The organism is Desulfosporosinus metallidurans (genome assembly GCF_001936615.1).
In the GTDB taxonomy this organism is placed as follows: domain Bacteria; phylum Bacillota; class Desulfitobacteriia; order Desulfitobacteriales; family Desulfitobacteriaceae; genus Desulfosporosinus; species Desulfosporosinus metallidurans.
On sequence record NZ_MLBF01000050.1, the window covers coordinates 1 to 15,186 of the forward strand.

Here is a 15,186-nt window from a genome sequence, read left to right on the forward strand (position 1 = left end):
CTTCTTGGGCCGGATCTACATCTTAGCATTTTCAACTCGCGTTGTCAATAACTAATTTGTTTTGTCTGGATTAACTAGCCCGAAGGTTTTACCCCTTACTCGTTCAATCAGCGTGCGTCTTTGTGGCGCTCAGTTATAATACCATTATGCCAGTGTACTGTCAACTATTATTTCTCTCTGTATTTTTTTCTTTAATAGATTTCAAAGTATGAGTAAAATTATTTATGCTGGAAAATGATTTTATCGTCTTATTATTGAAGGAAATCTAAAGAAGTAAGTTCTTATTAAGTCTCACATACTTCACTGTAAGCTCGGATTGTTTAGTTTAGTTCACTCCAACCCTCTGTTCCAATCAGCGGAACAAAACGCACCGAACCCAAATTCTCTTCTATGAGTTCCCTTGTCACTGTTTTCTTAACTCGCAACAGCTTTTGATCTCCCTTATCCCCTACCGGGATAACCAAACGTCCTCCGATAGCCAATTGATCGATTAAAGACTCCGGGATCACAGGGCCTCCCGCCGTGACCAGTATGGCGTCAAACGGTGCTTTTTCCGTCCATCCAAGTGTACCGTCCCCAATGCGCACTTCAACATTTTCATAACCCTGATTCTGAAACCGTTCCTTCGCCAAATGGGCCAGTACATCATGTCGTTCAATTGTATAGATACATAAAGCAATGCGGGATAGTACAGCGGCGGAATAACCAGAACCCGTTCCTACTTCTAAAACCTTATCGTTCGCTTTTAACTCTAACGCCTGAGCCATGAGGGCCACAATATACGGCTGACTTATCGTCTGCCCTGCTTCAATTTCCAAGGCGGTGCCATAATACGCATACTCTTGTTTATCTTCCAGAACATACTTGTGTCGTGGCACGATAAGCATACTATTAATGACCGCCTCATCCGTGATGTCTCGACCAATGAGTTGAGTCTGAACCATCCACTCACGTTCTGCCAGTCGCACATCTGAATCAACCTTGTAATAATCTATGGTCAAATTTATCTCACCCAACTTTAAGTTTTTTCTATTCTTCTCCGTTATAACAAGTTCTATTTATATTCCACTTTTGTTCTATAAAATTTGCGTTTGTATTCTTCCTCATCAAAAGCATCAATGTTGCTTTGTAAATACATTAAAACACAGTATCAAGGAGATATCCTTAAATATCTCCTTGATACTGTGTTTTAATATTATATTGGTAAATTCCCTACTCTGGAAATCATTCTTTAATAAGATAAAATTCATTATCTTCTATATTGTAAAATAGTGGTGCAACTAAAATTTTAGGATATCTTGATCTTAATCTTACAGCCTCACTTAAAACAAAATCTATTTCATTTCCAATTTCATACATTGGAGCAAAATTCATATAATGCTCCTCTGCAAATTCCTTGTTCCATCCTGCAGTTTCAACTAATCCTTCAATAAATTTTTCTTTCTTAGAATAAAGATTTACCATACCACAATTATTATGGCCTAGTAAAGCTATGGCCTTTACACCGCCAATAGCAATGGCATACGATACTTTAAACTCACTGTAACGTAAATTCCCCCCGCCACTGCGAATTATATACGCAAAATTATCTGGAATGCGAAGAGATTTTCGATTATCCATACACATTCCTATTAATAACTGCGCTTTCGAATATGAATCAAATGAACGATGAAGATTATGATATTCCAAAAGAAGTCCAATCGGGGTTTCTCTATATTCGGGAAAAATATCTTCTTCAGTTGATACGTGAATTAATTTATCCATTATCATTATTCCTTTCCAAACAAATCCGAGTCCACTCCGAGTTCGTGTCCCACTAGATGTACGGATTCATTTATCAATGCGCAGACAGTTAGATTGTTTTGCTAACATCGTATAAACCCGTAGCACTGGTTACTACTTCAGCCATAGCCGATTCTATGTCATGTGTTATCTGCGCCTGGTTCTGAGTAGTCGCAACATTTTGGCTGATCTGATCCACTACATTATTGATGCTCTTCTGACTACTTAGTATTGCCTGCCTAATGTTCTTCACTGCATCAACACTTTTCTGAGATAGTTTTTTCACTTCTTCAGCCACCACTGCGAACCCGCGCCCATGTTCACCAGCCCTGGCCGCCTCTATCGCTGCATTAAGCGCTAACAAATTGGTCTGTGAAGCAATGTTTTTAACAAGCTCGTTCATTTCTTCGATGATTATAAGTCCATCTATTAATGCTTTAATAGCATTTTCTAAATCTGACATGGATTCCACACTCTTGTCAGCGTACACTGTCATTTCTTGCAAGGATGCAGCAATTTCCTCCGAACTGGCGGAGAGATTGTCCGCAATTTCGATGATCAATTCCGGCTTCTCTCTGCTTCTCGCTACCGCAATACAGCCAATAACTTTGCCATCTTCAATGGCAGGGAGAGCAATCGTTCGAAATGTAAACCCATACACCTCTTTCGGAACGAGTTTATCAATCGGTTGACCTGTCACTACACATTGCTTACCACCGCTGCCCTCCGCCAGTCTGTCACCTGTTTTAGCCTTATAGGTCACAAAACTTTTTGGGGTATACATCGAATCAAAGCTTTCCGTATTTGTAGTAAACAATACAGCCTCTTCTCCCAAAAGGTAAGGAATGACTTCCTCCAAGGTTTTAAATGCTTCCAGTTGCGCTCTGGTGACATGATACATCAAGATTACGTCGCCTCCCTAAAGTTAGCTATGATCCTTTTGTTCTAATTGCTGGTAAGCTTCGTATTTGATAATATCGTAAACTTCTTTAAGCGGTATCTGTTGCTCTTCTGCTAGTTTACGGCAATCCTCATATTCTGGAGCCACATTACGCAGGCTATCCTGATAACGGGCAACTTTCACCTTAGCTTGACCTAACTTGGTCTGCACTGTCCTTATTTCATAAGGCAGCATATACTTGGTCACAGGGTAAACCCTAACCCCGATGGACGTTGTCTCAGCAAATATCTGCTGGTAGAATGTTTCTAATTGATGGGTACGGATCAATAAACTTAATACTATGGCTGGGCGGTTTTTTTTCATCTGGATTTTCCGCAAGAAAACATCCATCGCTCCGGCTTTAAGGAATTTGTTAATCAGGTAATCATAAAACTCCGGGTTCATGTCATCTATATTGGCTTCCATCATCAGGGCTTGTCCTTGGTGGACATCACCCTTGCCGCCATAACGAATATGCCCGTCGGAACCAACCTGATCCAGTTTCTCACCAATGGTTAAACGCAGCAAGTTTGGAATGACTAAATCATGCTCACCTGCCCCATAACCGGTGTTATCAACCCGCATCGGCGGCATACTGCCGAAATTTTTACAATATGCGGTAATAATTGCCGCTCCAGTTGGAGTAACTAATTCTTTTTCTATATCCTGGGAGTATATGGGAACCCCTTGCAATAGTTCCATAGTCGCAGGTGCAGGAACTGGCATTATCCCGTGGGCACATTCAGTAAAACCTGTTCCGGTATGCACTGGTGAAGCATATACTTCTTCAATCCCCAGCCTCCACAAGCCAATAACTGAACCAACAATATCAATGATGGCATCCATGGCCCCAACTTCATGAAAATGAATCCGCTCAATAGTTGTCTGATGTACTTTTGCTTCAGCTTCAGCCAACCGAGTAAAAACCTGGATACTTTTTTCTTTAACAACTTCCGGCAGCGTACTATTACTAATTATTTCTTGAACATCCCGCAGATGACGATGTACATGGCCTTCTTCAGTTAAAACGTGTACCTTGGTCCCACTGATGCCTTGTTTAATCACTTTCTCCATTTGTAATTGATAACCTGTTAAAGGAAGTTTGGCTAAATCTGACTTTAGTTGCTCCCAATCTAAACCAGCATCAACTAAAGCCCCCAACGTCATATCTCCACTTATCCCGGCAAAACAATGAAAGTAGGCGATTCTCATGCTCCATCCTCCCCTAATTTATTGATTAAACTAGCCTGATAACCTGCACCGAAACCATTATCGATATTGACCACACTCACACCACTGGCACAGCTATTCAACATCGCAAGCAAAGCGGCTAACCCGCCGAAACTGGCACCATAACCAACACTGGTGGGCACGGCAATCACCGGTTTGTCCACTAACCCTCCAACTACACTGGCGAGGGCTCCTTCCATTCCAGCAACCACGATTAAGACCCGTGCGGCAAAAAGCTTATCCTTTTGGCTTAATAAACGATGAATACCCGCTACACCGGTGTCATAAAGGCGTTCCACCCGGTTGCCCATCACTTCGGCGGTAATAGCCGCTTCTTCCGCAACAGGAAGGTCTGAGGTTCCTGCACTGAGCACTAAGATGTGTCCCCGTTTTGCCTGTTCACCTCGCCGTATCACAATTAAGCGAGCTAAATCATAATACTCAACGTCAGGAATCCGTGCAGCAATTGCTTCATAAACATCATAATTAGCCCTAGTGGCTAAAATGTTGTTTTCTGCCCCTTCAGCTAGCTTTTCGGCGATGGTAACGATCTGTTGAGTAGTTTTGCCTGCACTATAGATAACTTCAGGAAATCCCTGCCTGAGCTGGCGATGATGGTCGATTTTGGCAAAACCTAAATCTTCAAAGGGCAAATCTTTCAATTTATCTAACCCAGCATCAACACTAATTTCGTTATGCTTGATTCCTATGAGCAAATCACGCAGGCTTTTTTCGTTCATACTTTTTTGTCCTCTTCCTTTAAAGTCTCATTCATACTCCCCGTCCGGTAACCTTGCAGGTCCATGGTAACATAAGTAAAACCACAAGCTTTTAGCTCTTCAACGACTTGGTCTACTTTTTCTACCATTAGCGAAAATTGATCTCGGCTGATCTCGATCCGGGCAATTTCACCATGGTGACGTAATCGAAACTGTTGAAAACCCAAGGAACGCAATAACATTTCTCCTCGATCTACTTGGTTCAACTTTTCTTTCGTTATTCTAGAGCTATACGGAAAACGGGAACTAAGGCAAGCAAAGGAAGGTTTGTTCCATGTCGATAAACCCATTTCTTTGGAAAAACAACGAATTTCCTCTTTAGTGATGCCTGCTTCTTTTAGTGGACTGCGTACGCCCAATTCCTTTGCTGCTTTCATTCCCGGTCTATGGTCATTTAAGTCATCGAAGTTAGAACCATCAAGAACGTAATTTATTCCCTCATCCTTGGCGACAATTAATAATTTGGAGAATAGTTCATTCTTACAGTAATAGCACCGGTTAGGCGGATTATCCGCAAACCCTTCAATATCCAATTCTTCCGAAACGATTAGTTTATGTCTAGCCCCTAATTCGCGAGCAAGTTTTTGAGCTTCCGCCTGCTCCTGAGCAGGATAAGTTGAAGAAGTAGCTGTGACTGCTAAGGCTTTGTCGCCTAGTACTTCTACCGCAACTTTAATCAGAAAAGTACTGTCAACTCCACCTGAAAAAGCAATAACGACACTTTCCATATCTCTTAAGATCTTACGCAATTTTTCTAGCTTAGCTTTATTTGCCGGATTCATCTGTTTCCCTCCTGTATTTTCCACGATAAAAGTATTTAAAACCCAATTGCTGTATATTCTCGGCGCAAAACAACTCGCCTAATTTGACAAGTCGTAAGTCCAATTATGGTCTTGTTTAGGAAGTAGCGGGCGACAGTCGACGCCCGCTAACTTATCTTTACTTTTAGATTCTTGACTTAAACAGTTATACCAGATGAGTAATTGAGTATAATAAGCATTTATTTTGCTGTTTGAAGATTTTCAGCACCCTCACCCTTTTTAACTCTAAAATCCTCTCTCTCGACTAGTAAGGATGTCAGGATACCAAGAAAGATTGCCCATAATGGAGCACCTACATTTAAGATCGAGAGGTTTGTAACCGCGACAAAGAAAGCGACTAAAGCCCCAAATCTAAATTTGCCGGCAAAAGCTCCTTTGAAAGCACTGGAAAAGACTTCAAACATAGCTAACCCCGCTAAGACAGCCGTAAATTCTTTAGGAACCATCTTCACCGATTCTACAATAATCTTCGCCAGTAAAGCAAAGATAACCCAAAAGACCCCTTCCGAGAACGCCGCGATAAAGCGCAGATCCTTCTTTTCACCCGCGGCCGCACTGGAACAAATAGCCGTACTCGGACCTGCGGTCACAGCAGGATGAGCCCCAAGCAAAGAGTTAATAAACGTGGCAATACTGGGTACCAAATACATCGAGTTAATCGGTGGTCTATACTCTTCGGCCATGAGAACCCCAACCGCCTGAATGTTTTGAACGCCAATGACTAAGAAGAAGAGAGGAATACTGATATCTATAATCGCCCGTAAGCTGAAAGCCGGAGTCACGAAAACTGGTTTAGCAATTTCCCAGGTTAATGGAATGGGTTTAATTAGACCAAAGAATCCCAATAAGACAACACCGGCAATAATCGCCATAATGATCGGGGGGAACTTTTTAGAGAAACTTTTAAAAGCCATTGCCAGAAAAAACGCCACTACCATGATGCCATAAACCTGGGGCATCTTAATAGCTGCAGTAAACATACTTGTAGCAAAGCTTAATAACACACCGCCAACCATACCCAACATTACCGGCACTGGAATGTGTTCCACCAATTTCTTGATAGCACCGCTTACGGTAAGAAGGAACGTGACCACACCAACGACAACATACGCACCTATTACCTCATTAAACGTAAAATTGGGGATTAATTTTCCGAGCATGACAGCCCCAGGGATACTAAAAGCTATGACAACCGGTATCCGGTAACGTAAAGACATAAACATGGTCGCCAATCCACCACAAAGGTAGATACCTAGGAGCCAAGAAACGGCTTGAGCGTCTGACAAGCCGCCCTGCTTGGCAGCATTCATGACGACCATACCTGGTCCCATAGTACTAAAGAGGGTAGCTACTAAACCTGTGGCGACTCCAGAAGCGTTTAAGTTTTGCCATAAAATTTTGAAACTTTCCCTTAAATCATATCCCTTTTCGATGAGCACATAATTTCCTCCCTTGTTATCCGTTTCCAAGACTCCCACTTCTGTAAGTGGGGGGAGTTCCACTTTTCTGCTTCGGTGGGGGTAGAGTCCCCCACCGAAATCTCGATGTCCAGCTTTAATTAAATCAATATTCCTCTCTGACGCAGCCATTTTGGCAATAAGATTTCATCGACTTTAGCGCTGACAGCGGGAGCTTTCTGCAACAGTTCCTCGGCTAAAGATTCGCTGACATTAATACCACCGACAGCCCCATCAAAAATAACGACCTTTCTCGTCCCTGTGGTCTTATAGGCAAATTCCATAGCCGACTCCGTACTCTCAGCCACCATGGCATGGTCCATATAGGTAAGATTCTGCGGATCGCGGCTAAAAAGTTCGGCTTGCTCTTGTCCGACAACAATCGTTGGAATGTGCTCGCTAAAAAAAGCACTTGGATAACCGGTCCAGGCGTAATTTTGTACACACATTTTAATGGCCCGATTAACTGTTGGAATATCATCAAGCAAAGGCCGACCCTGTTTACCGTAAAATGCCTCTGTATACCATGTATAGGCTGGTAAAGGTAAGTCGAGATCATAAAGATCCGTGTTAGCGCCCACAACATTGGCATAGATGACGCCCGCTGAGAAAACGTAAACGACTGGGCAAGGAAAATCTAAAGCACAAATATAGTCCTCAAGTTCTCCGAATAAGGTCATTATTTTGCCGTAATAACGTAAACCAGTTTGAGTTACCCTATCATTAAGGGCATACAGATCACTGTCGACATCCACCCCGATGATTCCGTTAGGTGCGACTGTAAGAAACGAAGCAAAGGCAAATTTACTTTGCACGAAGGTTGAATCGAAAATAGCGCGGGCCGTGAAGTTAGCCGCTCTCGGTCCGAGGTTCTGATGGTACGTAGAACGAGTCTCGATTCGGGCATAAGACATTCCGAAAGGCTTTACAGCCCGATCAACTTGGCGATGAAAATGAACCTCACGGACATCGCTGTTGTGAGCATGGATAATCCAGTCCGCATCGTAAACCTTTTTAAGTCCGAATAAGGTTCCTACCTCCGTCTCGATAGGAATCCCTTGATCAATCGGCGCTACCCCAATAGCTTTGCCATCGAAATAGACATCCAGGCCGTGGCGCTTGATATACTCCTCCGTCTCGCGGAAGCGAAGTCCCACTCCCGCCCGCAGACGAACGTTGCGACAACCCGTGCGTGCCTCAACAACATCTTTAATGGCTTTGAGCATTTCCGCATAGGGTTCACCACCCATTAGGGTGAAACCGTGATGAGAAGCAAGGATATTCACAGAGTGTTCTGGCTTAATTTTGCTCATATCGACGTTTTGCAAAGCGGCTTCAGCAGCTTTGCGAATTGCTAACACTCCCTCATCACTGGGGAAAATCACTTCCGGAAGATCAGGGAAAAGATCGGTCAGCATGACCGAAGTCATTCCAGGCAGTTCACTGACACGGGTTTTGACTAAGTCTGGATCAATCCCATATTGGGATGAACGAGGCGGTATCGGCTTGATTGGAGGTCGCATCAAGATTCACTCCTTCCTTGCAGCGGAGCTGCAACTACTCGATCTAAAAGTTTAATGTCTTCATCGAAGTAAAATCCCCGGCTCGCATATTTTTGTTTTACTTCCTCTGAAATATCCCACACTGTAACTGTCTTACCATACCACTGCCATCCACCTTCTGGCGGTTGCGGTTTGACACCGGCTGCCTCGAGAAGACGTAACAAGGGTTGAATACATTCAACTTTACAGCCAGTACGGGCGCCCGTCAGTAAGGAAAGTTTTTCCGGGGTATCGGCCCCTAGTATAATCGCAGCAGCAATTTCTTCCGCCCGAGTCGCTGTACAATAGCAAATCAACTGTTCAGGATTAAATTTAGCCTTCCGGCAGAGATCTTCAATCAAAGCATAATCCACACTGCTGACATCAACCTTAACAACAACTGGTTGTTCCCTTTTGACCATACTTATCGCATAAACTGGGCAACGTTGCTCACAAGCGGCACAACCACGGCACATTTCATCGTCAGCAATTGCTAACCGGTCCTCCATCTTGATGGCTAATACTGGACAAACCTTCACACACGTTTTACAGCCGATGCACTTCTCTTTGTCAATGACTGCCAGTAAATTTACGTTTTTCATGATACCCTCCTTTTTATTGGTTCGCCAACTGATACGCCACATCAACAATCATATCTTCCTGACCGCCAACCATTCGCCTCTTTCCTAGTTCTGCCAAGATGTCCCGGGGGTTAAGGTTAAATCGTTCAGCCGCCCGGTAAGTGTGTAAGAGAAAACTTGAATACACACCGGCATAACCCAGCATTAATGGAGCATTGCGCACTACCTGCGGACGGTGCATCATGGGCTCAACCAGGTCTTCAGCAACATCCATGATTTTGTAAAAATCCACACCCGTCTGGTAACCGACTTTATTCAGAACCCCCACGAGCGCTTCAATCTGAGTATTACCAGCCCCGGCCCCCAAGCCTCGGCAAGTCCCATCCAGGAAGGTTGCCCCAACTTCTAAGGCGGCTAGGGAATTGGCGGTGGCCAAGGTCAGATTGTTGTGAGCATGAAAACCGACGGGTACCCTTACAGCTTGGACTACAGCACCAACCCGGGCTCTAACATCGTCGGGTAGCATGGCTCCGGCTGAATCGGCCACATAAACGAAATCCGCGCCGTACGACTCAAAAAGTTTGGCCTGCTCAACCACTTTCTCCGGTGGCGCCATATGGCTCATCATCAAGAAGCCAAATACCTTCATTCCCTGGCTCTTAGCCATCCGTATATGTTGCTCAGCAGTATCCGCCTCTGTCACATGGGTAGCAACCCGTACCGCCTTAGCTCCGCAAGCCTCAGCCCGTTTCAGATCTTCAATAGTGCCGATCCCAGGAATCAATAAAACAGTTAAAATTCCGTTTTTGATGACTCCGGCTGCCGCTTTGATCAATTCCTCCTCATCCGTGGCAGACCTGCCATAATTAAACGAAGAACCCGCTAAGCCGTCCCCGTGAGTCACCTCGATATATTCAATCCCAGCCGCGTCAAGCCCACCGGCAACGGCCGCCACTTGTTCCACTGTGTACTGATGGCTTACTGCGTGACTTCCGTCTCGCAATGTTGTGTCCACTAGATGAATTTTAGCCTTGCTCATGCGATCACGTCTTTTCTAATTAATTTTTGGGCAAGCCTTTCCGCGTAGGATACGGCTGCCGAAGTGATGATATCAAGATTTCCGGAATATTTTGGCAGAAAATCGCCGGCCCCTTCTACCTGAATCATGATGGTAACTTTTTGACCTTCAATGATGGGAGGAACGCGAAGCCTATAACCTGGCACGTATTTTTGGATCTCGTTCACCATCATCTGAACAGCGGTCGTAATAGCTTTTTCGTCAGGATTCTCTACTTCTACATAAATAGTGTTCGCCATCATCACAGGGGGTTCAGCAGGATTTAACACGATGATCGCCTTCGCTCGCTTGGCCCCCCCAACTTGTACCAAGGCCTTAGAGGTGGTTTCCGTAAATTCATCAATGTTTTGACGGGTTCCAGGACCAGCGCTTTTACTAGATAGACTGGCGACAATCTCCGCATAGTGGACGGAAGCTACCTTGTTAATGGCATAAACAATTGGAACCGTTGCCTGTCCGGCACACGTCACCATGTTTACATTCGGTTCGTCCAGCAATTCCTCTAAATTGACACAGGGAACACAATAGGGACCGACTGAAGCCGGCGTCAAATCAATCGCTATTTTACCCGCTTCTTTGAGTAGCGGGGCATGCATAAGGTGTGGCTTCGCTCCGGTTGCGTCAAAAACGATTTTAATATCCGGGTCTTGGAGAACCGCGTTAACCCCTTCAATCGAAGTGTTAATTCCCATGTTCCGAGCCCTTTGAATCCCTTCAGATTCCACAATTCCAGTCAGCAGACCCATTTCCAGGTGCTGACTTTTGAGGATCTTAAACATCAAGTCGGTACCAATATTTCCTGGTCCAATCACAGCTACCTTAATTTTATCCACCAATTACATCTCCTCAAATGACATTCTTTAAATGAATTTTAAATTTAAACTGCCCAACCCGTCGAAAGACAGCGTGAAGACATCCCCCGACTCAGCCACTTCGGCTGCCGTCACTGCCCCAGATAAAATAATCTCTCCAGCTTCCAATGCGATATCAAATTCAGCTAGCTTATTGGCTAACCATGCAACTGCAGCCGCAGGGTGCCCCCATACCTCCGCACCAGTTCCAGTGCTGACCATTTCTCCGTTCTTCTCCAAAACCATGCCGATTAGGCGCAAATCAAGATCTTGTACTGGAACCAAGCGGCTGCCTAAGACCAGGCGGGCACTGGAGCCATTGTCGGCGATAGTGTCTGCTAGTTTTATCTTCCAATCACGGATCCGGCTGTCAACAATCTCAAAGGCTGGCATGACTCCTTCTGTTGCACGGTATACGTCAGCTATGGTTACCCCAGGGCCCTTAAGGGTATCCTTTAAGACAAAAGCCAATTCCCCTTCCACCTTAGGCAAGAGAAGTTCCTGACGCTGGCATGGTTCTCCCTCTAAGAGCAACATATTGTCTAACAGGTGTCCATAGTCTGGCTCATTAACTCCTAACAGCTTCTGCATGCCCTTACTGGTCAAACCAATTTTCTTACCGATCACCTTTCGGCCCTGAGCTAACTTCATAGTGATACCCTCTAGTTGGATACGATAGGCATCCTCTACCGTTAACCCTGGGTATGTCTCTGTCAGGGTGTCAATGGGCACCCTTTCACTTTCCGCCTGTAATAGTTTAGCGGCAATGTCCCTATTATCCATGTTTATAACCTCCGTTTTTCATAGCTTGCCGCCAGCGCTCTCTTATTACTGCAGCGATTGACTCTGCTATCGACTCTGCATCCAGTCCTTGGGCCAGTCCCGTTAAAAGAGAATTACATCCTAAAAGGGCCTCTTCATGCGGTCCAGGCAGGGCGACAATACGCGCAATGCCCACTTGTCCCACGGCTATGCGTACTCCCTCCTTGTGATGGCGACGGTAGTCCGGGGTAAATTTCAAGATCCAGGGTGTGAACGCTTGCGGATCCAAACGTAAGATAGCTTCTATACTATAGTCTTTATCTTCAGCCCCAACTCCGCCAGTTGTTATCACCAAACCGAAACCCGCTTCTAGAGCCTCTTCTATACGAGCGGACGCTAGCTTGGCATTGTCTTCCAATATACCTCCAAACCGCGCGGTGAAGCCCTGTTTTTCCAGTTGCTGCATTATATACGGCGAATTAGTATCCTCAATCTTACCGGCTATTACTTCTGCACCGGAAGCAAAGACTATTGCTCTCCGAGCCACCGCCTCGCTGACCAACCTAGCCTGATCTGCCGAAGTTCTAAGCACTTCTCCGACTTCTTTTGGATCCAGCGCAATAAATCCTAAAACACCTTCCGAATGTATAGCTGCATTCGGCCCGATCATGACTCCCTGAAGACTTGCCAAACCTTGGAGAATAGTCTCTCCTTTGCCAGCTACCGCGTCCGGCTTGACTTTCTTTTGCAAAATGTCAAAAGCCAATAATCCCGGTCGTACGTCAACAACCATTACTTCCTCCGGCTGCAATCCCAGCGCTTGGGCAGCAACCTCTGCAACCTGACCTAAGTTGGCATTGTCCAAGTCAATATCATCGATCCAAAAGGTTGTTTTCTCCAACAGATCCCACTCCAACATTAACGATCCCCGCCTTCCACATCAAGACTAAAATCAAGTAACGGAGCATCAAGAATGGCCCGACCAACATCAATAATATCCGGCCCAAGTGCTACGATGTCAGCTAATTCTTCCGCGGACACCCCGCCGGCAAAGGCCAACTGTACACTTTTTCGCCAGCCATCGGCTACAGCAGCAGACATAACAGCCTTGAAATCCTCCAGAATACCGGTATCAACCATCAAAATGCCTGCCCCAGCCTGTACTGCATATCTGGCCTCTTCAACAATACCTTGGGCCTCACCTCGCAATTGGGCAACTACCAACCGATCCGGATCAAATAATTTTGCCTGAGCCACGGCTGCGGTAACTCCTCCAAACATTCGGATATAGTTTTTGTCTAAATAGACAAATGGTTGTTCGGACATCCGAAGTCCTGCCCCACCTGTAATAACCGCCTGGCGTAGTTCTCCCTTAGCAGCCTGACCTATCTTTTTCCAAGCACCGCAAACCACCTTAACTGGACTGGCCTTTTTTACTACGTCTGCAGCAGCAGTGGCTACTCCAGAGGGTTTTCCAATGGCTCCCATAAGTGTTTCCTCTGCCCTGGTAACCATCTCTGCATCGCCCCTAGCTGTAAGTACCGCCATACCGGGAATTAGCAACGATCCTTCCGGAGCCACTGAAATAACTTCCAACCCGAGATCAATCGCCAGTTCGTTTACCCGAGCTACTCCTGACAGTATTCCATTTTCCCGAGTTCTGATCGCGAACGAATAAGACCTATCTTTGAGTGGTTCAAACAGGAACTCTCTCAACTCCATTGCAATCACCTCCTTCATAATATCTCCCTTTCTTATGACCTATATCCCAGACTTGTCGAGATCTCCTGTCCAATCCGAACTATCAAGTTCACGATGGATTCAAGCTGTTCTCCGTCAAACCGCGACAACGGTCCAGATACGCTAATTGCGGCACAAACTTTACCAGTATGATCCCGCAATGGCACCGCTACACAACGCAAGCTTTCCATAATCTCTTCATTATCCATTGCATAACCCTGTTGTCTGACTAGATTCAGCTCTTCTTCCAACCGACTGAAGTCGGTAATCGTGTTTTTGGTATAGCGGGATAAACCCTTGGTGGCAATTATACGTCTTACCTCATTAATCGGAAGATTTGCCAAGAAAACCTTGCCTACACCAGTACAGTGAGCCGGCAATCGTGTACCCACTTGAGAGACAATTCTTAAAGATTTTGTACTCTCTCGCTTATCGATATATAAAACCTCACCCTTGTCTAAAACTACCAGGTGAACGGTTTCTCCCAGTTCATCTACCAGGGTCTGAATGAATGGTGCAGCTACTTGGCGCACATCCCAGCTATTGGCAACAATATTCCCAACTTCAAAGAGTCGAATTCCTAGACGGTATTTACCGTCCAATGGGGACTGCTCTATATAACCAAAATCTCTTAACGTAGCCAATAGACCGTAGGCTGTGCTTTTAGCCAACTGCATCTCCTTAGCTATGTCACCCAAAGACATTTCGCGCTGGTGCTCAGCAAGCACATTCAGAATCATAAGCGCCTTAGCCACTGACCGAACCTGAGTACCCGCAGTAACCGTTGGAAAATCTTCAGTCACTTTAACTTACCTCCTTTCTAAAACAATCATTTTTTATTATTGCCGCCTGTTAATGGAAAATTCAACTGACTTCGAAATGTTTCGTTCGTTATTACCGAATGGCGTTTTGAATTTCTATAATTATTAATTCGCTTTGCATTTCAAATCTCCTTCTAAGTCTTGTATGAATTTGTTCGGCATAGTCGCAAGTTTTACGGTATTACCAATCCAAATAAATCATTTCTTCTAAATCACTTGGAGCCGCAGCTTATTGTCACACACTTAACCTTCACACTGCAGCCACACGTTATGTGACGGGGTTGCTTAGACTAAATGTCTGACTACTTCTTCCTTGATAAGAGAGAATGGATACATTCTAAAAGACCGTATAGACAAAAAGACTACCTCAGTTAAGAGATAGTCTTTTTGCATGTTACATGGCGATGACCTACTTTTTCAGGGGCCTGCGCCCCAAGTATTATCGGCCCTGGAGGTCGTTTCGAGGCGCGATGCGCGAGGTTCGAACTCGAATTGTTTTCTTAAGAAAACAAGAGATAAAGGAGTTATCCTTTAAATGGCAACTGACGAGGAGGCAAGGCGGGATATTTTCTGGTACATAGAATGTTTCCATAACAGAAAACGCAGGCATCAGGCGCTGGGGAATATGACTCCAGAGGCTTTTGAACAGATGTATTACAAGGACTTGGCTGCACACTAATTAAGGAGCTAGCAGCTCGATGATAGCACTGGAAAATGAAATTTGAAGGATCTTTAAGATTTCGGGCGAAAACACTAACTCTGTTTGTCTGGTTTATCGGGAAAGGATCACATTTAACTGAATA

The 15,186-nt window shown here is 44.9% G+C and carries 15 protein-coding genes and 1 pseudogene; 1 reads left to right on the forward strand and 15 read right to left on the reverse strand.

Going from position 1 to position 15,186, the window contains the following annotated elements:
• Nucleotides 1-320: 320 nt before the first annotated feature.
• From DSOL_RS20635 to DSOL_RS20705, 15 genes are all read right to left on the reverse strand, one after another.
• Nucleotides 321-1,001, reverse strand: coding sequence for a protein-L-isoaspartate(D-aspartate) O-methyltransferase (locus tag DSOL_RS20635; protein WP_139314557.1), 681 nt, complete (start codon nucleotides 999-1,001; stop codon nucleotides 321-323).
• A gap of 223 nt (nucleotides 1,002-1,224) precedes the next feature.
• On the reverse strand, nucleotides 1,225-1,764 hold the full coding sequence (locus DSOL_RS20640) for a carbonic anhydrase (RefSeq protein WP_075366670.1): 540 nt from the start codon (nucleotides 1,762-1,764) through the stop codon (nucleotides 1,225-1,227).
• Nucleotides 1,765-1,852: 88 nt separating this feature from the next.
• A complete protein-coding gene (locus DSOL_RS29645; RefSeq protein ID WP_075366671.1) occupies nucleotides 1,853-2,683 on the reverse strand; it encodes a methyl-accepting chemotaxis protein in 831 nt (276 codons plus the stop codon).
• Nucleotides 2,684-2,707: 24 nt separating this feature from the next.
• On the reverse strand, nucleotides 2,708-3,934 hold the full coding sequence (larC, locus tag DSOL_RS20650) for a nickel pincer cofactor biosynthesis protein LarC (RefSeq protein ID WP_075366672.1): 1,227 nt from the start codon (nucleotides 3,932-3,934) through the stop codon (nucleotides 2,708-2,710).
• Nucleotides 3,931-4,692: a nickel pincer cofactor biosynthesis protein LarB gene (gene larB, locus DSOL_RS20655; protein WP_075366673.1), complete on the reverse strand. Its 762-nt coding sequence runs from the start codon at nucleotides 4,690-4,692 to the stop codon at nucleotides 3,931-3,933. Before larB ends, larC begins: the two co-directional genes overlap by 4 nt.
• Complete coding sequence (gene larE / locus DSOL_RS20660) at nucleotides 4,689-5,513, reverse strand: ATP-dependent sacrificial sulfur transferase LarE (protein WP_075366674.1); 825 nt, start codon at nucleotides 5,511-5,513, stop codon at nucleotides 4,689-4,691. Before larE ends, larB begins: the two co-directional genes overlap by 4 nt.
• A 218-nt stretch (nucleotides 5,514-5,731) precedes the next feature.
• Nucleotides 5,732-6,991: a benzoate/H(+) symporter BenE family transporter gene (locus DSOL_RS20665; protein WP_075366692.1), complete on the reverse strand. Its 1,260-nt coding sequence runs from the start codon at nucleotides 6,989-6,991 to the stop codon at nucleotides 5,732-5,734.
• A 119-nt stretch (nucleotides 6,992-7,110) separates the two neighbouring features.
• Nucleotides 7,111-8,532, reverse strand: coding sequence for a hypothetical protein (locus DSOL_RS20670; RefSeq protein WP_075366675.1), 1,422 nt, complete (start codon nucleotides 8,530-8,532; stop codon nucleotides 7,111-7,113).
• On the reverse strand, nucleotides 8,532-9,152 hold the full coding sequence (locus tag DSOL_RS20675) for a 4Fe-4S binding protein (protein WP_075366676.1): 621 nt from the start codon (nucleotides 9,150-9,152) through the stop codon (nucleotides 8,532-8,534). The genes DSOL_RS20670 and DSOL_RS20675 overlap by 1 nt, the downstream gene beginning before the upstream one ends.
• Nucleotides 9,153-9,165: 13 nt before the next feature.
• A complete protein-coding gene (dmpG, locus tag DSOL_RS20680; RefSeq protein WP_075366677.1) occupies nucleotides 9,166-10,170 on the reverse strand; it encodes a 4-hydroxy-2-oxovalerate aldolase in 1,005 nt (334 codons plus the stop codon).
• On the reverse strand, nucleotides 10,167-11,042 hold the full coding sequence (locus DSOL_RS20685; protein ID WP_075366678.1) for an acetaldehyde dehydrogenase (acetylating): 876 nt from the start codon (nucleotides 11,040-11,042) through the stop codon (nucleotides 10,167-10,169). The genes dmpG and DSOL_RS20685 overlap by 4 nt, the downstream gene beginning before the upstream one ends.
• Nucleotides 11,043-11,069: 27 nt before the next feature.
• On the reverse strand, nucleotides 11,070-11,843 hold the full coding sequence (locus tag DSOL_RS20690) for a 2-keto-4-pentenoate hydratase (RefSeq protein WP_075366679.1): 774 nt from the start codon (nucleotides 11,841-11,843) through the stop codon (nucleotides 11,070-11,072).
• Nucleotides 11,836-12,741, reverse strand: a complete 906-nt coding sequence (locus tag DSOL_RS20695) for a molybdopterin-binding protein (protein ID WP_235838925.1) — start codon at nucleotides 12,739-12,741, stop codon at nucleotides 11,836-11,838. The genes DSOL_RS20690 and DSOL_RS20695 overlap by 8 nt, the downstream gene beginning before the upstream one ends.
• The gene (locus DSOL_RS20700; RefSeq protein WP_075366680.1) at nucleotides 12,741-13,544 is read right to left on the reverse strand and encodes a beta/alpha barrel domain-containing protein; all 804 of its coding nucleotides are present in this window, start codon (nucleotides 13,542-13,544) and stop codon (nucleotides 12,741-12,743) included. The genes DSOL_RS20695 and DSOL_RS20700 overlap by 1 nt, the downstream gene beginning before the upstream one ends.
• Before the next feature lie 32 nt (nucleotides 13,545-13,576).
• A complete protein-coding gene (locus DSOL_RS20705; RefSeq protein WP_075366681.1) occupies nucleotides 13,577-14,365 on the reverse strand; it encodes an IclR family transcriptional regulator in 789 nt (262 codons plus the stop codon).
• A gap of 565 nt (nucleotides 14,366-14,930) precedes the next feature.
• On the opposite strand from DSOL_RS20705, the pseudogene DSOL_RS20710 reads away from it, so the two are divergent.
• Nucleotides 14,931-15,062: pseudogene (locus tag DSOL_RS20710) on the forward strand (IS3 family transposase); the annotation flags it as partial.
• Between the last annotated feature and the right edge of the window lie 124 nt (nucleotides 15,063-15,186).

Bases quoted from the DNA above. Each gene is read 5' to 3' on its own strand.
- DSOL_RS20675 (WP_075366676.1), bottom strand. From the start codon at position 9,152: ATGAAAAACGTAAATTTACTGGCAGTCATTGACAAAGAGAAGTGCATC.
- DSOL_RS20695 (WP_235838925.1), bottom strand. From the start codon at position 12,741: ATGTTGGAGTGGGATCTGTTGGAGAAAACAACCTTTTGGATCGATGAT.
- larC (WP_075366672.1), bottom strand. From the start codon at position 3,934: ATGAGAATCGCCTACTTTCATTGTTTTGCCGGGATAAGTGGAGATATG.
- DSOL_RS29645 (WP_075366671.1), bottom strand. From the start codon at position 2,683: ATGTATCATGTCACCAGAGCGCAACTGGAAGCATTTAAAACCTTGGAG.
- larB (WP_075366673.1), bottom strand. From the start codon at position 4,692: ATGAACGAAAAAAGCCTGCGTGATTTGCTCATAGGAATCAAGCATAAC.
- DSOL_RS20670 (WP_075366675.1), bottom strand. From the start codon at position 8,532: ATGCGACCTCCAATCAAGCCGATACCGCCTCGTTCATCCCAATATGGG.
- DSOL_RS20690 (WP_075366679.1), bottom strand. From the start codon at position 11,843: ATGGATAATAGGGACATTGCCGCTAAACTATTACAGGCGGAAAGTGAA.
- DSOL_RS20640 (WP_075366670.1), bottom strand. From the start codon at position 1,764: ATGGATAAATTAATTCACGTATCAACTGAAGAAGATATTTTTCCCGAA.
- dmpG (WP_075366677.1), bottom strand. From the start codon at position 10,170: ATGAGCAAGGCTAAAATTCATCTAGTGGACACAACATTGCGAGACGGA.
- DSOL_RS20700 (WP_075366680.1), bottom strand. From the start codon at position 13,544: ATGGAGTTGAGAGAGTTCCTGTTTGAACCACTCAAAGATAGGTCTTAT.
- larE (WP_075366674.1), bottom strand. From the start codon at position 5,513: ATGAATCCGGCAAATAAAGCTAAGCTAGAAAAATTGCGTAAGATCTTA.